Raw genomic sequence first — 16272 nt, 5'->3', positions numbered from 1 at the left:
CTCTACTGACCTTTGATGCGTGATGTCGCCGGGGGCTGACGATGCGTGATCGTCGCGGTATGCCGGTTGTGTGAGATATCCGCAGGGTGGTGGGCTGACGCCCGAACGGCAGTCGTTTCGCGAGCGCATCCGGATGGAGGCCGCCGAGCGATTCGCGGCCGGTGCCTCCAACGTCGAGGTCGCCAAGGACTTACGGGTGAGTGTGCGCTCGGTGCAGCGCTGGCGCCGGGCCTGGAACGACGCTGGCGCGCAGGGGCTGCGGTCCGCCGGACCGGTCTCACGGCCCAGGCTGAGTGAGGCACTGTTCGCCGTGCTCGAGCAGGAGTTGGCCAAGGGGCCGGTCGCACACGGCTGGCCGGACCAGACGTGGACGCTGGCGCGGATCAAGACGCTGATCGGGCGCCGGTTCCACAAGAGCATGACCCTGTCCGCCATCGCGCAGATGCTGCACCGGCACGGGTTCAGCCACCAGGTCCCGGCCCGCCGTGCGCTGGAGCGTGACGAGGAGGCCGTCACGGGCTGGGTGAAGGAGACCTGGCGCCAGGTGGAAGCACCGTGGCGGCGCTCGGAGCCTGGCTGTGCTTCGAAGACGAGGCCGGGTTCTCGATGACGCCGCCCACCTCACGGACCTGGGCCAGGCGCGGACACACACCCGTCATCCGGGTGCGGGGACGCTCCCAGCGCCGCATCTCCATCGCCGCTCTCGCCTGCTACAAGCAGGGCGAACGTTCACGCCTGATCTACCGGCCCAGACGACACGTCGATCACAAGCGGGGCGGCAGACGCAGCTTCACCTGGACCGACTACCGCGACCTGCTGATCGACGCCCACCAACAACTGGGCGCGCCCATCGTGCTCGTGTGGGACAACCTCAACGTCCACAAGGACCGCCGAATGCGGCAGTTCATCGACACCCATGGCTGGATCAGCTGCTACTTCCTGCCGGCCTACGCACCCGACCTCAACCCCGTCGAAGGCATCTGGTCACTACTTCGACGCAGCAGCCAGGCCAACACTGCCTTCACCGACCCCGACCACCTCATGAGCACGCTTCGACACGGTCTCCGCCAGATCCAGTACCGCAGCAACCTCATCGACGGATGCCTCGCCGAAACCGGCCTCACCCTGACGACATCACGACCACAGAGTCAGTAACCAGGGCGCGCGAGCTGATCAACACGCCGAACTTGACAGGGAAAGCACCTCTGAACGGGGGCTGTACAGATGTGTGACGGGCCCGACCGGGGGAACCGGTCGGGCCCGTCGTACATCGCGCAATCGGTGGCATCAGTGGCGCGGTCGGCTACGGACCTTCGCCAGGATCAGCGGCGCGGTGCACGTGATGCCGGAGGTGCTGCGAGGTGCGGTGCCACGGCCTGGCGGTCCGTGAGGCGGCTGGCCCGGGCAAATTCCGGAGCCGGGGCGTAGGCGGGAAGGTCGGCCATGCGGCGCAGGCGCCAGACCAGGACGTCGCTGATGGAGTCGGCGGTGCCCAGTTCCCTGCGAGCGGCGGCCTCGGCGAGGAGAGCCTGCGGGTTGTGGCCTGCCTGTGTGGCGTCGGCGAGGGTGGCCGCCAGGGCGTCCCAGCCGGGCTCGGCCAGCACGGTCTCGGCGAGCCCTGGCAGGGCGGCGCGCACCGTGGTGGCGTGGTGGTGGCGCAGGGATGGAGCGATATGGCGGCCACGTTCGCGCAGCACCATGAGGGGTTCGGCGGCTGCCTGCTGGTAGGCGGCCCGCAGGTGGCCTTCGGCTCGGCGGGCGGCCTCGGCCTGCTGGGCGTGCTGTCGCTGGGCGTGCCAGTGGGCGGCGGCGATGGCGAGGAAGATTAGCGTGTCCAGGACCATCGCGGTGCCGGCCCCGTCCTCGCCCCGGCCGAATGCGGGCCCGCTGTACACCAGGTCGCGGGCTGCCCGGCGCAGGTCCTGCGCGTGGCGGAACTCGGCTCGGGTGTGGGAGCGGGAGGCCCGCTCGAACTCCCAGGCTGCCTGCCGCAGTTCGCCGCGGGTGTGGAGGGCTGAAGTCTTGGCGAGGGCATCGAGGACCTCACCGGCGGCGGCGATCTGGGCGGCAGCCGCGCCGTCGTCGGTGCTGTGGTCGAGGACGAGTACTGCCGCCCAGGCCGCGTGGGCGGTGGTGCGCCGAGCCGCGGCGGGTGCCGAGGACGCGGTAGAGCGTTCCGGCCGCTCGCTGTCGGCGATCCCCGGTGGGGTGGAGTCGGTGGTGAAGCGTGCCTGGATGCGGGGCAGGGACAGGTCAGGGGCGAGCGTAGAGCCAGCGTAGTAGATCGGCTCCTTGTCCCCGTTGCGGTCACCGGGCAAGGCGACCGTGTAGCCCTTCAGGTCGCCGGAGGGCAGCACTTTGGTGCGTACGAGGAGCCCGGCGTCCTTGAGGCGATTGAGGAACTCGTCGGTGGAGGTGGCACCGGCGACCGCGCGGCGCACGGTCTCGCGCAGTTCCTCGCGCGCAGCGCGGTCCCAGCCCAGGCGATCGGCTTTGTGCCGCTCGGCGCTGGTGGTGCGCTTCGCCGCAGTGCCGTCGCCGGGGGTGACGCGGTGGAGGTCGTAGTCGGCTTCGATGAGGCGGGCTTCGGCCTGGGCGCGTTTGCCGGAGCGGTGGTGGTCGGGGCGGCGGCCGTCTTCGCGGACGAGGGTGGCGATGATGTGGATGTGGTCGTCGGCGTGGCGGACGGCAGCCCAGCGGCAGCCGGCGCCGTCGCCGGGGTCGATGCCGGTGGCCGCGACAATGCGGCGGGCGATCTCGGCCCACTGGTCGTCGGTCAGGATCGGGTCGTTGGGGGCGGAGCGCACCGAGCAGTGCCACACGTGCTGCTCGGGTCGCTGGTCTTGGTCGAGCAGGTGGAGGGGCTGGTCGAGGAGGTGAGCGAGGTCCTTCTTCGTGGCCGCGGGGTCGCGCCCGGGGTCGGGGGCCATGTGGTCGAAGGAGGCGACCAGGTGGGGGTCGACGTGCTCCTCGTGCGTGCCCTTGCCGTAGAGGTAGTGGAGCAGACCGAGGGTGCTGCTGCCCTGCCGGTGGATGCTGGGGATCAAGCCGCCTCACCCTCCTGCTCCTGGCGGTTGGCCACCCGGTCGACGGCCTTCTTCGCCGCGTGGGCCGCGCGGTGGATGTCGGCGAGCACCTCCTTGAGGTAGGGCACATCGCCACCGGAGTTGAGCGCCTTGGCCACCTGGTTGAGGTTGCTGCCCGCCCAGCCGAGCTGCCGGCGCATGGCGAACAACTCCGTGAGTACATCGCGTTCGGTGGCGATGGTGACGGCGGTGCGGGACTGGTCGCGGGCGGCGGCAAGAGCGGAGTGCGCGAGGAAGCCGGCCACACTCATGCCGACGGCATCGGCGCCGGCCTGGATGATGGCGTGCTCGTGATCGCTGAGGCGGACGCTCTGAGCGGGACGCTGCTTCTTCTCGCGTAGACGCGCCTTTCCTTTGATCTTGGTCCGGCGTGTACGGCCAGCCTTTCCTGGCTGCGATCCGCCCTCGGTCGCAGCCTCCCCGTCCGGCGCCCCCTGGCGCCGGACGGACCCCGCCACCCCTGGGGCGGGGTCGGGTTCGGGCGCTCCCCCTGCGGGGGAGTGTCCGAACCTCCAACTTGCTGTGCTGTTCAGGTCGGTGGCCATCTCCTGGTGGGGGGTCGGGAGTTCGTGGTTCGGGTCGTGCATGGATCGGTACTCCGTGGGGTGTTGGTGCCGGGTGCTTCGCTGTGTGCGGCCCTCATGTCCCGCGCTTGTCTGCGCGGGACATGAGGCGAGCCGGAAGGGTGGGGCGATCGGTGCGTTTGCGGCGGTCAGGCGGTGCTGATGGGGGCTGCGGCGAGGTCCCTGTGCCGCTGGGAGGCGGCTTCGTCGTGTCCGTCGACTGGCTCGGCCTCGAAGCCGTCGTACGCGATGGGCTCGGCCTTGCCGGCGCGCTCGGCCTGCAGCTGGTCGCGTAGGGCGCGGGCGCGTTTCTGGCCGATCCGTAGTGCGCTGCGCAGACGCTCGGCGGTCAGCCGGTCGTCGCTCCAGTCGGCGGTCAGGAGTCGGGCCTCGTCGAGGATTTCGGCGTCGGTGCGGGCGCGCGTGCGGTCGGCGGTCGATTTGGCGGTGGCGGGGACCCGACCCGTCGGCCGGCGCGGGGCGGCTCCGGTCGACTTCCCCGCGGCGGCTGATCGGGGCGGTCGGGTGGCGGGGGCCGCCTCGTCGGCCTCGGTCGGCCTCGTCACAGGGGCCTCGGCGACCTTCACGGGGGTCGACTCGGTTGGCTGCTCGGGGGCCGATTGGGCCTGGTCAGACCTCGACCGTGGGGCCTGCTCGTCAGCTACCTGACTAACCGACTCGGCAGAGGCCACTGCGGCGGAGTCGGCCGACTCGGGGTTGTGGTGCAGCACCTTCGCCACGAGGTCCGACCCGAAGTAGATCGACCCGACCGGGAGCGAGGTCGCCAGCAGCACGAGGGCCCAGTTCGCAGGGTCCCAGTCGGCTAGTCGGCCCCACCGGATCGACGTGGTGTGCAGGGCCGGAATGAGGCCGTGCACGTAGTTCAGCAGGAGGCTGGCGATCGTGTAGGTCGCCAGGACCCGCAGTGCGAACTTGCGGTCGGTACCGGTGAGCACGAGCGTGGCGACCAGCGCGAGGGCCATCAGCCCGTCGATGACGATCGGGTAGAGCAGGGCGGCGGTGGAGTCGGCGCCGATGGCGCGGGCCACGTCGGACAGCGCGTTCCAGGAGACCCGGAAGGCCATGAGGACGACGGCCACCAGGCCGATGACGAGGGTGATGCGTCCATTTCGGTTCACGCGACGCCCCCCAGGGGGTGCGTGCGCTCGGCGGCCGGGGTGAGCGGGAGCAGGGCGATGCCGGCGCGGCTGCTGCGGCTGCCGCGCATGGCGGCCGGGGCTATCGGGGCAGGGGAGGGCAAGACAGGCACTCCAGGGGTGGCGCGGTGGGGCTTGTGGTGAGGGAGTGAGGGGGCGTTCACGGAGGGGGCGTTCACGCGGGCCCCCTTCTAAAGGGGGCCCCGCGCGTGATCGCTTGCGTGCGTGTACGCCGTGAACGCTCGCGTGATCGCTTGACCTGCGGTTTCGCGATGAGCGTGAGCGCTGTGAGCGGTTCACGGCCCGGTGTTCGCGCGAGGGCCGCGTGTACGGTCGCGTGATCGCTTCACGCGGGCCGAGAGGGGGTTCAGCCGACGGCGGTGAGGTGGCGTGCGGAGGCGTAGTAGCGGGTCTGCTGTCCGCCTCCGGCTCCTCCGGCGACGCCGTCGGCCCTGGTGGCCAGGCCGCTGTCGACCAGGCGAGCCAGGTGGCGTCGTGCCTTCTCCACGTCGGCGCGGTCGGGGTCGCCCCCGCCGATCAGGACGGCTGCCAGCTCCCGGGCGGTCAGACCGCCCGGGGCGTTGCGGAGCAGGACGGCGGGGTCCTTGGTGGGGTCGACCGTGGTGGTGCCGCGCACGTGGTCGTGGGTGACGTCGAGCGGGCCGATCTCCCCGGTGGGGGTCTTGAGGTGGTGCAGGGTGACGGCGGGGTCGCCGGCCTTGCCGGTGACGAACAGGACGCTGCCTGCGCCGGAGACGTACCAGGTCGAGCCGTAGACCTGGTCCAGACTGGGGCGCTGGCCGCGTGGGGCGTCGGCGGTGGCCTTGCGCTGGTGGTGCAGCTCCATGATCTCCACGCCACCTCGCAGGGCGCGATTGCGGGCGTTGTGGAAGGCGACCGCGAGGCTGTCGTCGACCATCGTGCTCACGGCGTCCTTGAGGCTGTCGATCACGATGGTGTCGGCCCGGTGGGCGGCGGCGAGGTCGGCGAGGAGGTCGGGCTCCTTGTCCAGGCTGGCGGGCAGCGGGCCCTGCCAGACGACCAGCCCCTCGCGCAGGATCTTCTCGTCGGCTTCGAAGACCCGGCGGGCCATGGCCTTGGCGATCTGTTTCGGGCGGTCCATGGCCAGGTACAGCACCCGCCTGCTGGGCGCGACCGGCATCTCCAGGACCGTCTCCGTGAGGCCCAGGCGGGCGAAGACCACCTGGTGGGCCAGGGTGGTCTTGCCGACCCCAGGAGCGCCGACGATCATCAGGCTCTCACCCGGTGCCCAGACCGTCTTCTCGCGCGTTCCCCACAGGGGCTCGGCGTCTGCGCCGGTCTCCGTGACGAAGGTCCACCCGTCGGTGGCGAAGCGGGACAGGCGGCCTTGGCCCGAGGCGAGGGCGCGCTCGCGCTCGGCGCGCACCTCCGCTTCGATCTCGCTGCGGATCGCGTCGGGATCGGCGCCCGGCTCCTGGGCGCGCTGGACAGTCCGCACGGCAGAGGTGAGCAGGCGGCGCAGGTCCGCCTTCTCGCGGATGATCTCCGCGTGGTGCTCCGCGCTGCCGGTGTCGTAGAGGGCGCCGGCGAGCTGGTGCAGGTAGCTGGCGCCACCGACCCGCTGCAGGTCCCCCTGCTGCTGGAGCAGCTCGGTCAGGACGATCGGATCGGTCGGCCTGCCCTCGCGGTGCAGCGCGAGCAGCGCACGCCAGACCGTCTCGTGCGCGGGCCGATAGAAGGCGTCCTCGCCCAGGATCGGCCGGACCGTGTCGATGACGTCGCTGTCGTGCATACAGGCGCCGAGGACCGCGCATTCGGCGTCCAGGTTGAAAGGAGCCTGCGCGGACTCGTCCGGATACAGCGTGGGGGCGTATCCGGAGCGGGATGGCATCTCTTGCATGTGACCCGTACTCTGGGTCAATAGGACTCCTCTCCCGGCAGGCCACATGGAGCGCCAACTCCGGCCACCGGTCCAGATCGTCATGGTTGGGCGGTTGTGAGGGTTTCCGCTTCGCCCCCGGTGTTCCAGCACCGGGGGTTTCTGCTTGTCCAGCCGCGTTCACAGCCGGACGCCACAAGTCTACCCCAGGCATTCGGGAAACATCTACTTGCATTCGTCTCCGGAATGGTGTTAGCTAGTTCACTCTGGGCCACGGCTGTACGGCCCGCTCCGCACGACGAGGAGGTGAAGATGGCCAACGGCAAGGGCGACGAGGACCCGCGTGCCGCGAACGCGAGGCCGCCGGTCGAGGACAACATCGCCGAGCGCGTGAAGCTGGAGCGCGAGGCACGCGGCTGGAGCTCGGTCACCCTGGCCGAGAAGATGGCCGAGGCTGGCCACCCCATCGGCCAGTCCGCGATCTGGCGCATCGAGAGCGGCAAGCCGCGCCGCCGCGTCAACACCGACGAGGCGCTCGGCTTCTGCAAGGTCTTCGACATGACCCTCGATGAACTGGCCAGCCCGCCAGGGCAGATGGCCAACCCCATCATCCGTCGGCTCGTTGGCGAGTACGTCGAGCTGTGGAAGGAATGGCGTTCCCTTGGCAAGTCGATGGACGCCATCCAGGACCAGCTCCGGGAGTACACCAAGGCCAACCCGGACCAGGACGTCATGGTCCGCAATCTGCTGGTCCACGAACTGGACGTGGCCTCCAACGGCGACTTCGTCCGTCACCAGGGCGTCCGCGGCCGACTGATCCGCTGGCTCGGCGACTACTTCCCGGCGGCCAAAGACCCCAACACGGCTGACGAATAGCCACTTGCCGCTGGGGCCTCGATGCTGCGAACACCGAGCGCCCTCATAGGCGGCACATCCTCACGCGCGCCTGCGCAACCGCCCAACCACCCACCACCACTGACCGGTCCTTGCGGAGTTGGCGCTCCGTACGTGACCGGGGTGAGGAGCCCTCTTGCCCGAGTTCCCCCTGCCCGTCACCCAGATCGCCCAGCTGCTCGGCATCCCCGAGGGAGCCCTGCGTGCCCTGATGACCGAGAGAGGTGACGAACCAGGCGACCCCACCCTCGTCGGACTCACCGTCGAAGAGGCCGCCCGCCGGCTCGGCATCGGACGGACGAAAATGTACGAGTACGTCTCCTCCGGGGAGATGCGTTCCGTCAAGATCGGCAGCCTGCGCCGCATACCCGCCGAGGCACTCGGCGAATTCCTAGCCCGCCGCTTTCGGGCCTCGGACTTCGACGCTGCGGCCTGAGGCGGGCGCGCATGGTAAAGCCCAAGAAGCCCAGCACGTCCCGCCAGCCCAACGGAGCCTCGTCCATCTACCTCGGTAAGGACGGACGCTGGCACGGCCGCGTCACCGTCGGCGTCAAGGACGACGGCACCCCTGACCGCCGGCACGTCAGCCGCAAAACGCGTGCCGAGGTCACCAAGGTCGTGCGCGAGCTGGAGAAACAGCGCGACTCCACCGGTGTTGCCAAGGCTGGCCAGACCTGGACCGTCCAAACGTGGCTGACCCACTGGGTCGAGAACATTGCCGCGCCCAGCGTCGGCGAGAACACCATCGACGGCTACCGGGTGGCCGTCTACCACCACCTCATCCCCGGCCTGGGCGCCCACCGCCTGGAGAAGCTGGAGCCGGAACACTTGGAGCGCTTCTACCAGAAGATGCAGGCGAGTGGCAGCGCCGCCGGCACCGCCCACCAGGCACACCGCACTGTCCGTACGGCACTCAACGAGGCCGTACGCCGCCGCCATCTCACCACCAACCCGGCCTCCATCGCCAAGGCCCCCAAGCTCGAAGAGGAGGAGGTCGAGCCGTACACGGTCGAGGAGGTGCAGCACCTCCTGCTGGAAGCTAGTAAGCACCGCAACACCGCTCGCTGGGTCATCGCCCTCGCCCTGGGCCTGCGCCAGGGCGAGGTCCTCGGGTTGCAATGGGAGGACGTCGATTTCGAGAACGGTGTGATCCTCGTTCGCCGAGGGCGCCTGCGGCCCCGCTACAAGCATGGCTGCGGCGACAAGTGCGGCCGCAAGCCCGGCTACTGCCCGCAGAAGATCAACATCCGGCGCGAGACTAAGGACACCAAGACCCGCGCCGGCAAGCGCCCGATCGGCATGCCCGAGGAGCTGCTCAAGCTGCTGCGGCGACACAAGGAGGAACAGGGCCGCGAGCGGACGCTCGCCCGCGACCTGTGGGTGGAGAAGGGGTACGTGTTCACCTCGCCGACCGGCGAGCCGCTCAACCCCAACACCGACTTCCACAGGTGGAAGGACCTGTTGAAGGCGGCGAACGTCCGCGACGGGCGCCTCCACGATGCCCGCCACACCGCCGCCACGGTGCTGCTCATCCTCGGCGTCCCCGAAGCGGTCGTCGACAGGATCATGGGTTGGGAACCCGGCAAATCCGCTCGGATGCGCCGCCGCTACCAGCACCTCACCGGCCAGGTGCTCCAGCAGACGGCAGCCAAGGTCGGCGGCCTGCTGTGGGGCACGGGCCCTCGCCCGACCCAACCGATACCCGGAGGTTCGGTGCCTGGCCCGAGCCAGAGTGCTGCGGCGGAGGAGTCGGCGGTGTACATCGCCCACCTTGGCAACCGTCGTATCCCGTTCATGCACCGCGAGCATGCCGAGGCCGTGGCCTCACAGTGGGGCACCGACCACCCCGACCACTCTGCGGAGGTCGAGGAATGGGACCGGCGAAAGTGGGAGCAGGAGGACCCCAGCCGCATGCGGGCCATCCGTGACCGGATGCCCGACCGCCGGCTCGTCCACCACGCTCACGCCTTGTTCCTGCCCAGCGGCGAACGGCTCTACGTTGGCCGCGACGAGCAATGGTCAACGCCAGCCTGGGAGTTCGAAAGTGATCTCTACACGGACCTACCGGTGCGCTGGCACACCACCCGCCGGCCTGGCCAGGAGGTCGAGGCCCAGGTGCGGGGGGCCGACAAGGCGGCTGTGGAGCACGCCTTCCCGGAGGCATGCGCCCAGGCTGTGGACCGTGCCAAGAACCCGGGGAAGTACGGCGATATCGACGAGTGGTAGCACCTTCGTCGCGCCCTCGCTGCGGTGAGAAGTGCTGGGCTTGGTGTGGGAGGCTTCGCCACCTCCCACACCAAGCCCAACCACAGGGCGCATTCCCTGGACCGCGGCTCGGGCGATCGTTGGGCGGGCCAGCCGCGTCGTCGCCAAGCTCTGGCGCTGGTCGGCGGAGCACTGCCCTGCCTGGGACTACGAGACCGGCACCGCGTCACCGCTGGATCGACTCTGTGGCCTCACTGGCCTCCTCCGCTTGATCGACAACAACGGCGTAGAACCACTTGGCGATTTCGGCGACGAGTTGCGTTCGACCTGGCGTACTGGTGAAGAAGTAATCGCTCATCTTGTTGTGTGCGCCCTGGTTGTCCGCGACTGCACCCGTGACTGCGTCGTCGAAGTCTGGGGACTCGGCGAACTGCGTCGGGCTATTGACCTTGGCCTGCTGGACCAGGTCCGCGTCGTCCAGGAGGGAGCCCAGCAGGGCCTCGAGGAAGGAAACCTTCTGGGAGGGGGTGAAGTCTTCGTTGCCGAATAGGTCGTTGAGCCGTTCCAGGACAGTCTGGAACGCGACCAGCTTCGGGTCCTTCTTGCCTGCCGACCCCGCGGCCGTCATGCCCTTGAGCGCAATGTCCTCTCCGCCTAGGACGATGTCGGTCTTACCCTTGTCTATGTGCTTGACGTTCTGCAACACGACGTCGGACAGGTCAATTGGGGCGGTGAAGTTGTCGGGCTGGATCCTGCGGGCTAGCAGCCGCAAGTAGATGCTGTGTTTCTCCAGGTCCGCATCGCCGTAGTCGACGATCTGGCTCATGAAGTCGTACAGGCGCACGAACGTGCCGACGTCCTTGCGGAACATGTCGAGCTCTTCCAGCACGGCCTTGTCTCCCTGGCCGCCGTTCGCAGCAAGGGCGGTGGTGTACCGGTTCTGGAACCGCTGCTTTCCGGGATTCACCGCGGCCGTCAGGGCGTTGTTGCCCTTGTTCTTCACGAACGCTTCGGCGCACTGGTCGATCTCGGCCAGCGTGTATATCCCGAAGGTGTCCAGCTTGGCGGAGAGGTCGTGCACCAGGTTCGGGTCGGTGCACTGCTCCAGATGCGCGTCGGTGTAGTACGGCTCGAACGCCTGCTGGATCTTGCCCGGGTCGTTCACGAAGTCCACGACCTGCGTCATCGCTGAGGTCTTCTGAACGCCCGACGGGGTTACGTAGGTGCGGTTGAGGCGCGAGAGTGTCTGTACCGCCGTCACGCCCGACAGCAGTCTGTCGACGTACATGGCGCACAGCAGCGGCTGGTCGAAGCCGGTCTGGAACTTGTTGGCGACGATCATGACCTTGTACTCGTCGCCCTTGAACGCGGTCCGCAAGTCGTGTATCCGCGGGTTCATTGAGGCTTCCGTGAAGTCCTCCGGCCCCGACTCGGTGTCCTCGACCTTCCCGGAGAACGCCACCAGGGTGCCGTAGCCCAGGCCCTTCTTGGCTATGTACTGGTCGATGGCCAGTTTGAAGCGCACGGCGCCCTTGCGGGAGTCGGCTACGACCATTGCCTTGGCGTGTCCGTCCAGCAGATGCGCGACGTTGGAGCGGTAGTGCTCGACGACGATCGCGGCCTTCTGCGCGATGGTCTGCGGGTTGAGCTTCACCCACCGCATGACCTGCTTGGTCGCCTCGCTTTGGTCGACCTCCGCGTCGCCAGCGGCAGCGTTCTGACCGACCTGGAACGCCAGCTTGAAAGAGTGGTAGCCCTGGAGGACATCCAGGATGAAGCCCTCCTCGATGGCCTGCCTCATCGAGTACACGTGGAACGCCTGTGGAGGCACGTCCTTGCCATCAGGTACCCGGCCGAACAACTCCAACGTCTTGTTCTTGGGCGTGGCGGTGAACGCGAAGTAGGAGATGTTTTCGCTGGTCGCCCGCTCGGAGGCTTCGGCCGCCAGGATCGACTCGACGTCGATCTCGCCGCCTTCCTCGATCTCCTTCAACTCTTCGGAGGTCAATATGGCCTTGAGCTTGGCGGCGACTTGACCGGACTGGGAGGAGTGCGCCTCGTCGGCGATGACGGCGAACTTCTTGCCTTTCAGGCCCTTGGACTGCCGGATCTCGGCCATCGCGAACGGGAAGGTCTGGATCGTGACGACGATGATCAGCTTGCCGTCGGCAAGAGCCTTGGCCAGCATCCCCGACTTGGAGGAGCCCGCGCGGGCAGCCTCCCTTCGGTCGATGGCCATGACGATGCCCTGGTCGTTGTCGATCTGCTTGATCGCGTCCTGCAACTGCCCGTCCAACACGGTGCGGTCGGTGACCACGATGACCGAGTCGAAGACCTTTGTGTTGTCCACCTGAAGGCGGGCCAGGCGGTGGGCCAGCCACGAGATCGAGTCGGTCTTGCCCGAGCCCGCCGAGTGCTGGACCAGGTACCGGTGGCCGGCACCCTCCTCGATGACCGCGCCGGTCACCTGGGTGACGGCCTCCCACTGGTGGAAGCGCGGAAAGCGCAGAGTCGCCGACCGTGTCGTCTTGCCAGAGATCGGATCGGTGTGCCGGTCGTGCTTGATGTACATGAACCGGCCGAAGATGTTCAGCCACGCATCCCGCTGCAGCACCCGCTCCCACAGATAGGACGACGGCGACCCATGCGGGTTGAGTGGGTTGCCGGCCCCACCGTCCTCGGTACCTCGGTTGAACGGTAGGAAGAACGTTTTGTCACCGACGAGCTTCGTGGTCATCCAGACCTCGTCATTGGACACCGCGAAGTGCACAAGCGCGCCACGCCCTGAAGTGAACAGCGGCTGAACGTGCTTGGTGCCCGGGTCCTTCGGCTGCCGACTGGTCCTGTACTGCCGCTTGGCGTCCTCGACCGTCTGCGTGAAGTCAGTCTTGAGCTCGGCTGTGGCAACAGGCAAGCCGTTGATGAAGAACACAAGGTCCACGTTGCGCTGGTCAGCCGTGGAGAAATAGACCTGTCGCATCACGCGCAGGCGGACCTTTTCGTAGTCCACCACCGTCTTGGCATTCAAGGTGGACTCGGGCTTGAACTGGCACATATGGAGCTTGGCCGAAAGGTGCTTGAAGCCATGGCGCAGCACGTTGAGCGTGCCGCCACCGTTCTCCATATCGATGGCCAGTAACTTCACCAGCCGGTCCAGCAGTTGCTCACGCTGCTTGGCCTCGTCCGAGGCATCCGGCTTGACGACTTTGGCCAGCTCGGCGGGCTGCGTTTCCTGCAGCCAGTCAAAGAAGTCCGCCGGGAACAGGGCGCGCTCCCGGTCGTAGCCGACGTCATTCTCCGAGTAGAACCAGCCGTGCACGGCCAGGTACTCGCACAGCTCCTTCTCGAACTCGACCTCGTTGTGCTGGGCCATCTCAGGCGAGCCTCGCGTAGCCGGTTGAGTCGTCCAAAGTAATGTCGCCGTTGCCGTATACAATGGCCTCGGTCAACATGTCGAAGTCGGCGTTGTTCCCATCAAGCGTCATGACCAGCGCAACCCTGGCAGCGGACAGGTCGGTAAGTTCCTTGGCCTGCCATTTGTCGAGAACGCTCTGAACAGGGACCTGCGACAGCGGGGCCTCTCCGTGAATTTGACCGCTGTTCCCTGGCGTCAGAATTACCTGTCGAATCATGCAGTCCCACCCCGCATATCGATCTGGCCAGTCACTGCAGCAGCGATCAGAGCGATCCGCCGGTCCTGGGACAGCCGAATCAGCTCCTCGGATTCCCTGTTCAAGCTGTCGATCTGCGCAATGTGCTTCTCAATGTGTGCCACGATCTCCCGCTGCTCCGAGAGGGGAGGGACTGGGATTCGAATCGCAGCGGCCACCGGCTGGTAGATGGTCTTGTGGGTCGACCCGATCATCAGCGCGTTAAACTCCTGCCGCATCGCGCGGAACACCCAGACTAGGTACTCGGGCATCAGCTCTGGACCACAGATCCAGTTCCAGTAATCCTGGCTAGTGGCCATTGGTTGAGCCATGATTCCTGCAAAACCGACTGAGGCCGTACGCGAGAGAATTACAGTCCCGGTCGGCAAGAGCTCGGCAGACGAGTTCGCCAGGCCGGTTTCGCTGATACGTCCCTCGGTCTCCTCTACATAAATCTGTTTGCCGGAGCGCAACTGCCAGACATCGGCGAGCGTGATCCAAGGGATTGTGCAGTTCTCCCAGTATTCAGGATTGCTTCGGCTCGGGGTGTGACCTGTCTTCATCTGGGCGAACCGCCGGATATTCGCCACTCGCCAGTGCGACGGAACTTTGCTTGTCCAGGAGAGAGTGCTGTCCTTCATCTCAACAGACTCGTCCAGCCCCCCTGTGAGAGTTCGCTCGACGAGGGCGGTGCGGCGAGCCTGCACATCCTGCAGCAGGTCCATGATCTTGGCGACTTGCGCCTCTAGGTCGTGGTCGATTCCCGCCAGTGGGCGCGGGAGGTTGTAGGTGTAGAAATACCGGGTGAAAGGGATCTCATAACCGACCTTGGTTTTCTTTGAGTCGATCCAAGCGTCCGGCAGGTAGGGCGCTACCTCTGCCTCGAAATACGCCATGAGCGTCTCGGGTCGACCAGCATCTCCAAGCGAGTTATCGCCATAAGTGAATGGCACGTTCTCCGTAACGGACTTCTTAGGGTCCGGTACCGGGCTACCCTTGGCGTCCGTAACAATCGCGCCTGCCTCGTCGGGCTCCCCGAGGGCGGTGGCCAAATTGCGGTACTGCGCTGCACTCATTCGCAGGTCAGTGGCATCGAACTCCTGACGGACGGCCGCGATGAACTCGTCCCGGCTCAAGTAAATCCGCTCTCCCATTCGAGCCAACACATCCAGAAATGGAGTCGGGTCGGTGCCCTTGGCGAAAGCCTTGGCCAGCGCCTTATCGTCTAGATCAGAGGCGCGGTGTGCGGAGAAGTTGTGGCGAAGAGGGCGCTCAACGGTGATAGTCCAGTAACCGAAGTCGGAGTTCTTCAGGATCTTGGAGTTCTCGGTTTCAGTAAAGGCGTCGTACAGCTTTACGACCTGCTCGCGCGTGGCCGGGTTGATCTCCTTCCGCTTGGAACCGAGGCTCTTGTCCATTTTGGACCCCATGCTGGAGGCGTCGATCAGCTGGACCTTGCCTCGCCGCTCGGCTTGCTTGGAGTTATTCAGGATCCAGATGTACGTGGAAATCCCGGTGTTGAAGAACATGTCAGTGGGCAGCGCGACGATCGTGTCCAGCAGGTCGTTCTCCAATAGCCATCGACGGATCTCTGACGACCCAGATTCCGCAGCGCCGCTGAACAGCGGGGAACTGTTGAGAACGATGCCCGCGCGCCCACCACCTTCGTGAGCAGGGCGCATCTTGTGTGCCAGGTGGGTAAGGAAGAGCATCTGGCCGTCAGAGATGGGCGGCAAGCCAGGGGAGAAGCGGCCATCGGAACCACCCTCGCGGTGTTCCTTTTCGACCGCGTCCTTGGACGCCTTCCAGTCCACGCCGTAGGGCGGGTTGGACATACAGAAGTCGAAGGTCTTGTCGAAGAACTTGTCGTCGGCCAGGGTGTCTCCGAGCCGGATGGTGCCGACGTCCTGCCCCTTGCCGATCATGTCAGACTTGCAGATGGCGTAGGACAGGTCGTTGATCTCCTGCCCATACAGGCGCAGGCGTGCCTGCTTGTTGCGCTCCAGTAGGCGCTCTTCGGCCACTGAGAGCATGCCCCCCGTGCCGGCGGTGGGGTCGTAGATCGTACGGATGGTGCCGGGCTCCAGCAGGGCCTCGTTTTCCTCCGCGAACAGCAGGTCGACCATGAGACGAATGGCGTCGCGTGGTGTGTAGTGCTCGCCGGCCTCCTCGTTGGAGGCTTCCGCGAACTTGTAGATCAGGTGCTCGTACAGGTCACCCATCGCCGCGTTCGGGACGGTGTCCGGGTGCAGATCGACCTCTGCGAACCTCGCGACGATGAGGTACAGCCGGTTCTTCTCTTCGAGTCTGTTGATCTCGGCCTCAAAGCCGAAGCGCTCGAAGACGTCGATGTTGCCGGAGAAGTGTGAGATGTAGTCGATCAGGTTGGCGCGCAGGCCCTCGGGGTCCTCAAGCAGTCGGGCGAAGTCGTACTGCGAGGTGTTGTAGAAGGTCAGGCCGGTCTTGCGCTTGACCTGGACGTCCAAGGCGCCACCGTCGAACTTCTCGGACAGGGCGCGGACATCGTCGCGGGTGGGCTCGAGCAGGCAGTCCAGGCGTCGCAGGATCGTGAATGGGAGGATGATGCCGCCGTACTGGTGCGGCCTGTAGACGCCTCGCAATTGATCAGCGATCGACCAGACGAAGTTACCCAGGATGCTCAACTCAGCCCTGCTCTCTCACTACCGGTGGTGTGGGCCAAGCATGGCAGAGGTCACGGAAAGGGTCGGTCGGATTGCCACCCCCGTTGTTGAGGGAAGCCCGGCCGCCTCGTCGGTGCGCTCGGCTGTACGAGCCGCATGGCCTTACGGCCCGGAACCGGCGGTGAAACCCGGTTCCGGGCCGTCTACATGGAAG

At 66.8% G+C, this 16272-nt stretch carries 12 protein-coding genes; 4 read left to right on the top strand and 8 right to left on the bottom strand.

The genetic code is table 11. From position 1 onward, the window contains the following. The first annotated feature begins 70 nt into the window (after positions 1–70). Positions 71–1155 (top strand): IS630 family transposase gene (locus ACYUED_RS20895; protein ID WP_491293788.1). Its coding sequence is split into 2 segments (ribosomal slippage): positions 71–581 and positions 581–1155, totalling 1086 coding nucleotides; the frame shifts between segments, so codons are not numbered across the junction. 167 nt (positions 1156–1322) lie between these two features. Here the strand turns inward: ACYUED_RS20895 and ACYUED_RS20890 are convergent. From ACYUED_RS20890 to ACYUED_RS20870, 5 genes are all read right to left on the bottom strand, one after another. Next, a complete protein-coding gene (locus ACYUED_RS20890) occupies positions 1323–3047 on the bottom strand; it encodes a relaxase/mobilization nuclease domain-containing protein (RefSeq protein ID WP_491293787.1) in 1725 nt (574 codons plus the stop codon). After that, complete coding sequence (locus ACYUED_RS20885) at positions 3044–3673, bottom strand: plasmid mobilization protein (protein ID WP_491293786.1); 630 nt, start codon at positions 3671–3673, stop codon at positions 3044–3046. Before ACYUED_RS20885 ends, ACYUED_RS20890 begins: the two co-directional genes overlap by 4 nt. A 125-nt stretch (positions 3674–3798) precedes the next feature. Further along, a complete protein-coding gene (locus tag ACYUED_RS20880; protein WP_491293785.1) occupies positions 3799–4788 on the bottom strand; it encodes a DUF2637 domain-containing protein in 990 nt (329 codons plus the stop codon). Then, positions 4785–4910 (bottom strand): hypothetical protein, encoded by a 126-nt coding sequence (locus ACYUED_RS20875; protein ID WP_491293784.1) that lies wholly within the window; start codon positions 4908–4910, stop codon positions 4785–4787. Before ACYUED_RS20875 ends, ACYUED_RS20880 begins: the two co-directional genes overlap by 4 nt. Positions 4911–5173: 263 nt before the next feature. After that, positions 5174–6679 carry a DnaB-like helicase N-terminal domain-containing protein gene (locus tag ACYUED_RS20870; RefSeq protein ID WP_228126320.1) on the bottom strand — a complete coding sequence of 502 codons (1506 nt, stop codon included), beginning with the start codon at positions 6677–6679 and terminating at the stop codon, positions 5174–5176. A gap of 300 nt (positions 6680–6979) precedes the next feature. On the opposite strand from ACYUED_RS20870, the gene ACYUED_RS20865 reads away from it, so the two are divergent. The 3 genes from ACYUED_RS20865 to ACYUED_RS20855 all read left to right on the top strand — a co-directional run bounded on the left by ACYUED_RS20865 (position 6980) and on the right by ACYUED_RS20855 (position 9787). Beyond that, positions 6980–7543: a helix-turn-helix domain-containing protein gene (locus ACYUED_RS20865; protein ID WP_491293783.1), complete on the top strand. Its 564-nt coding sequence runs from the start codon at positions 6980–6982 to the stop codon at positions 7541–7543. A 154-nt stretch (positions 7544–7697) separates the two neighbouring features. Next, positions 7698–7997 carry a helix-turn-helix domain-containing protein gene (locus ACYUED_RS20860; protein ID WP_153179044.1) on the top strand — a complete coding sequence of 100 codons (300 nt, stop codon included), beginning with the start codon at positions 7698–7700 and terminating at the stop codon, positions 7995–7997. Positions 7998–8008: 11 nt separating this feature from the next. Continuing rightward, the gene (locus ACYUED_RS20855; protein ID WP_491293782.1) at positions 8009–9787 is read left to right on the top strand and encodes a tyrosine-type recombinase/integrase; all 1779 of its coding nucleotides are present in this window, start codon (positions 8009–8011) and stop codon (positions 9785–9787) included. A 205-nt stretch (positions 9788–9992) separates the two neighbouring features. Here ACYUED_RS20855 and ACYUED_RS20850 read toward each other — a convergent pair whose 3' ends face one another. Genes ACYUED_RS20850 through ACYUED_RS20840 form a run of 3 tightly spaced genes read right to left on the bottom strand, consistent with a single transcriptional unit; the run spans position 9993 to position 16079 of the window. After that, positions 9993–13139, bottom strand: coding sequence for a type I restriction endonuclease subunit R (locus tag ACYUED_RS20850; protein WP_491293781.1), 3147 nt, complete (start codon positions 13137–13139; stop codon positions 9993–9995). Between the two features lies 1 nt (position 13140). Further along, on the bottom strand, positions 13141–13398 hold the full coding sequence (locus ACYUED_RS20845; RefSeq protein WP_491293780.1) for a hypothetical protein: 258 nt from the start codon (positions 13396–13398) through the stop codon (positions 13141–13143). Further along, a complete protein-coding gene (locus ACYUED_RS20840) occupies positions 13395–16079 on the bottom strand; it encodes an N-6 DNA methylase (RefSeq protein ID WP_491293779.1) in 2685 nt (894 codons plus the stop codon). The genes ACYUED_RS20845 and ACYUED_RS20840 overlap by 4 nt, the downstream gene beginning before the upstream one ends. Positions 16080–16272: the final 193 nt, after the last annotated feature.

This window comes from Streptomyces sp. DF42 (assembly GCF_058267695.1).
The sequence above is the reverse complement of the archived record's forward strand: the minus strand, read 5'-3'. Positions and strand labels throughout refer to the sequence as shown.

Bases quoted from the DNA above. Each gene is read 5' to 3' on its own strand.
- ACYUED_RS20885 (WP_491293786.1), bottom strand. From the start codon at position 3,673: ATGCACGACCCGAACCACGAACTCCCGACCCCCCACCAGGAGATGGCC.
- ACYUED_RS20870 (WP_228126320.1), bottom strand. From the start codon at position 6,679: ATGCCATCCCGCTCCGGATACGCCCCCACGCTGTATCCGGACGAGTCC.
- ACYUED_RS20865 (WP_491293783.1), top strand. From the start codon at position 6,980: ATGGCCAACGGCAAGGGCGACGAGGACCCGCGTGCCGCGAACGCGAGG.
- ACYUED_RS20855 (WP_491293782.1), top strand. From the start codon at position 8,009: ATGGTAAAGCCCAAGAAGCCCAGCACGTCCCGCCAGCCCAACGGAGCC.
- ACYUED_RS20850 (WP_491293781.1), bottom strand. From the start codon at position 13,139: ATGGCCCAGCACAACGAGGTCGAGTTCGAGAAGGAGCTGTGCGAGTAC.
- ACYUED_RS20845 (WP_491293780.1), bottom strand. From the start codon at position 13,398: ATGATTCGACAGGTAATTCTGACGCCAGGGAACAGCGGTCAAATTCAC.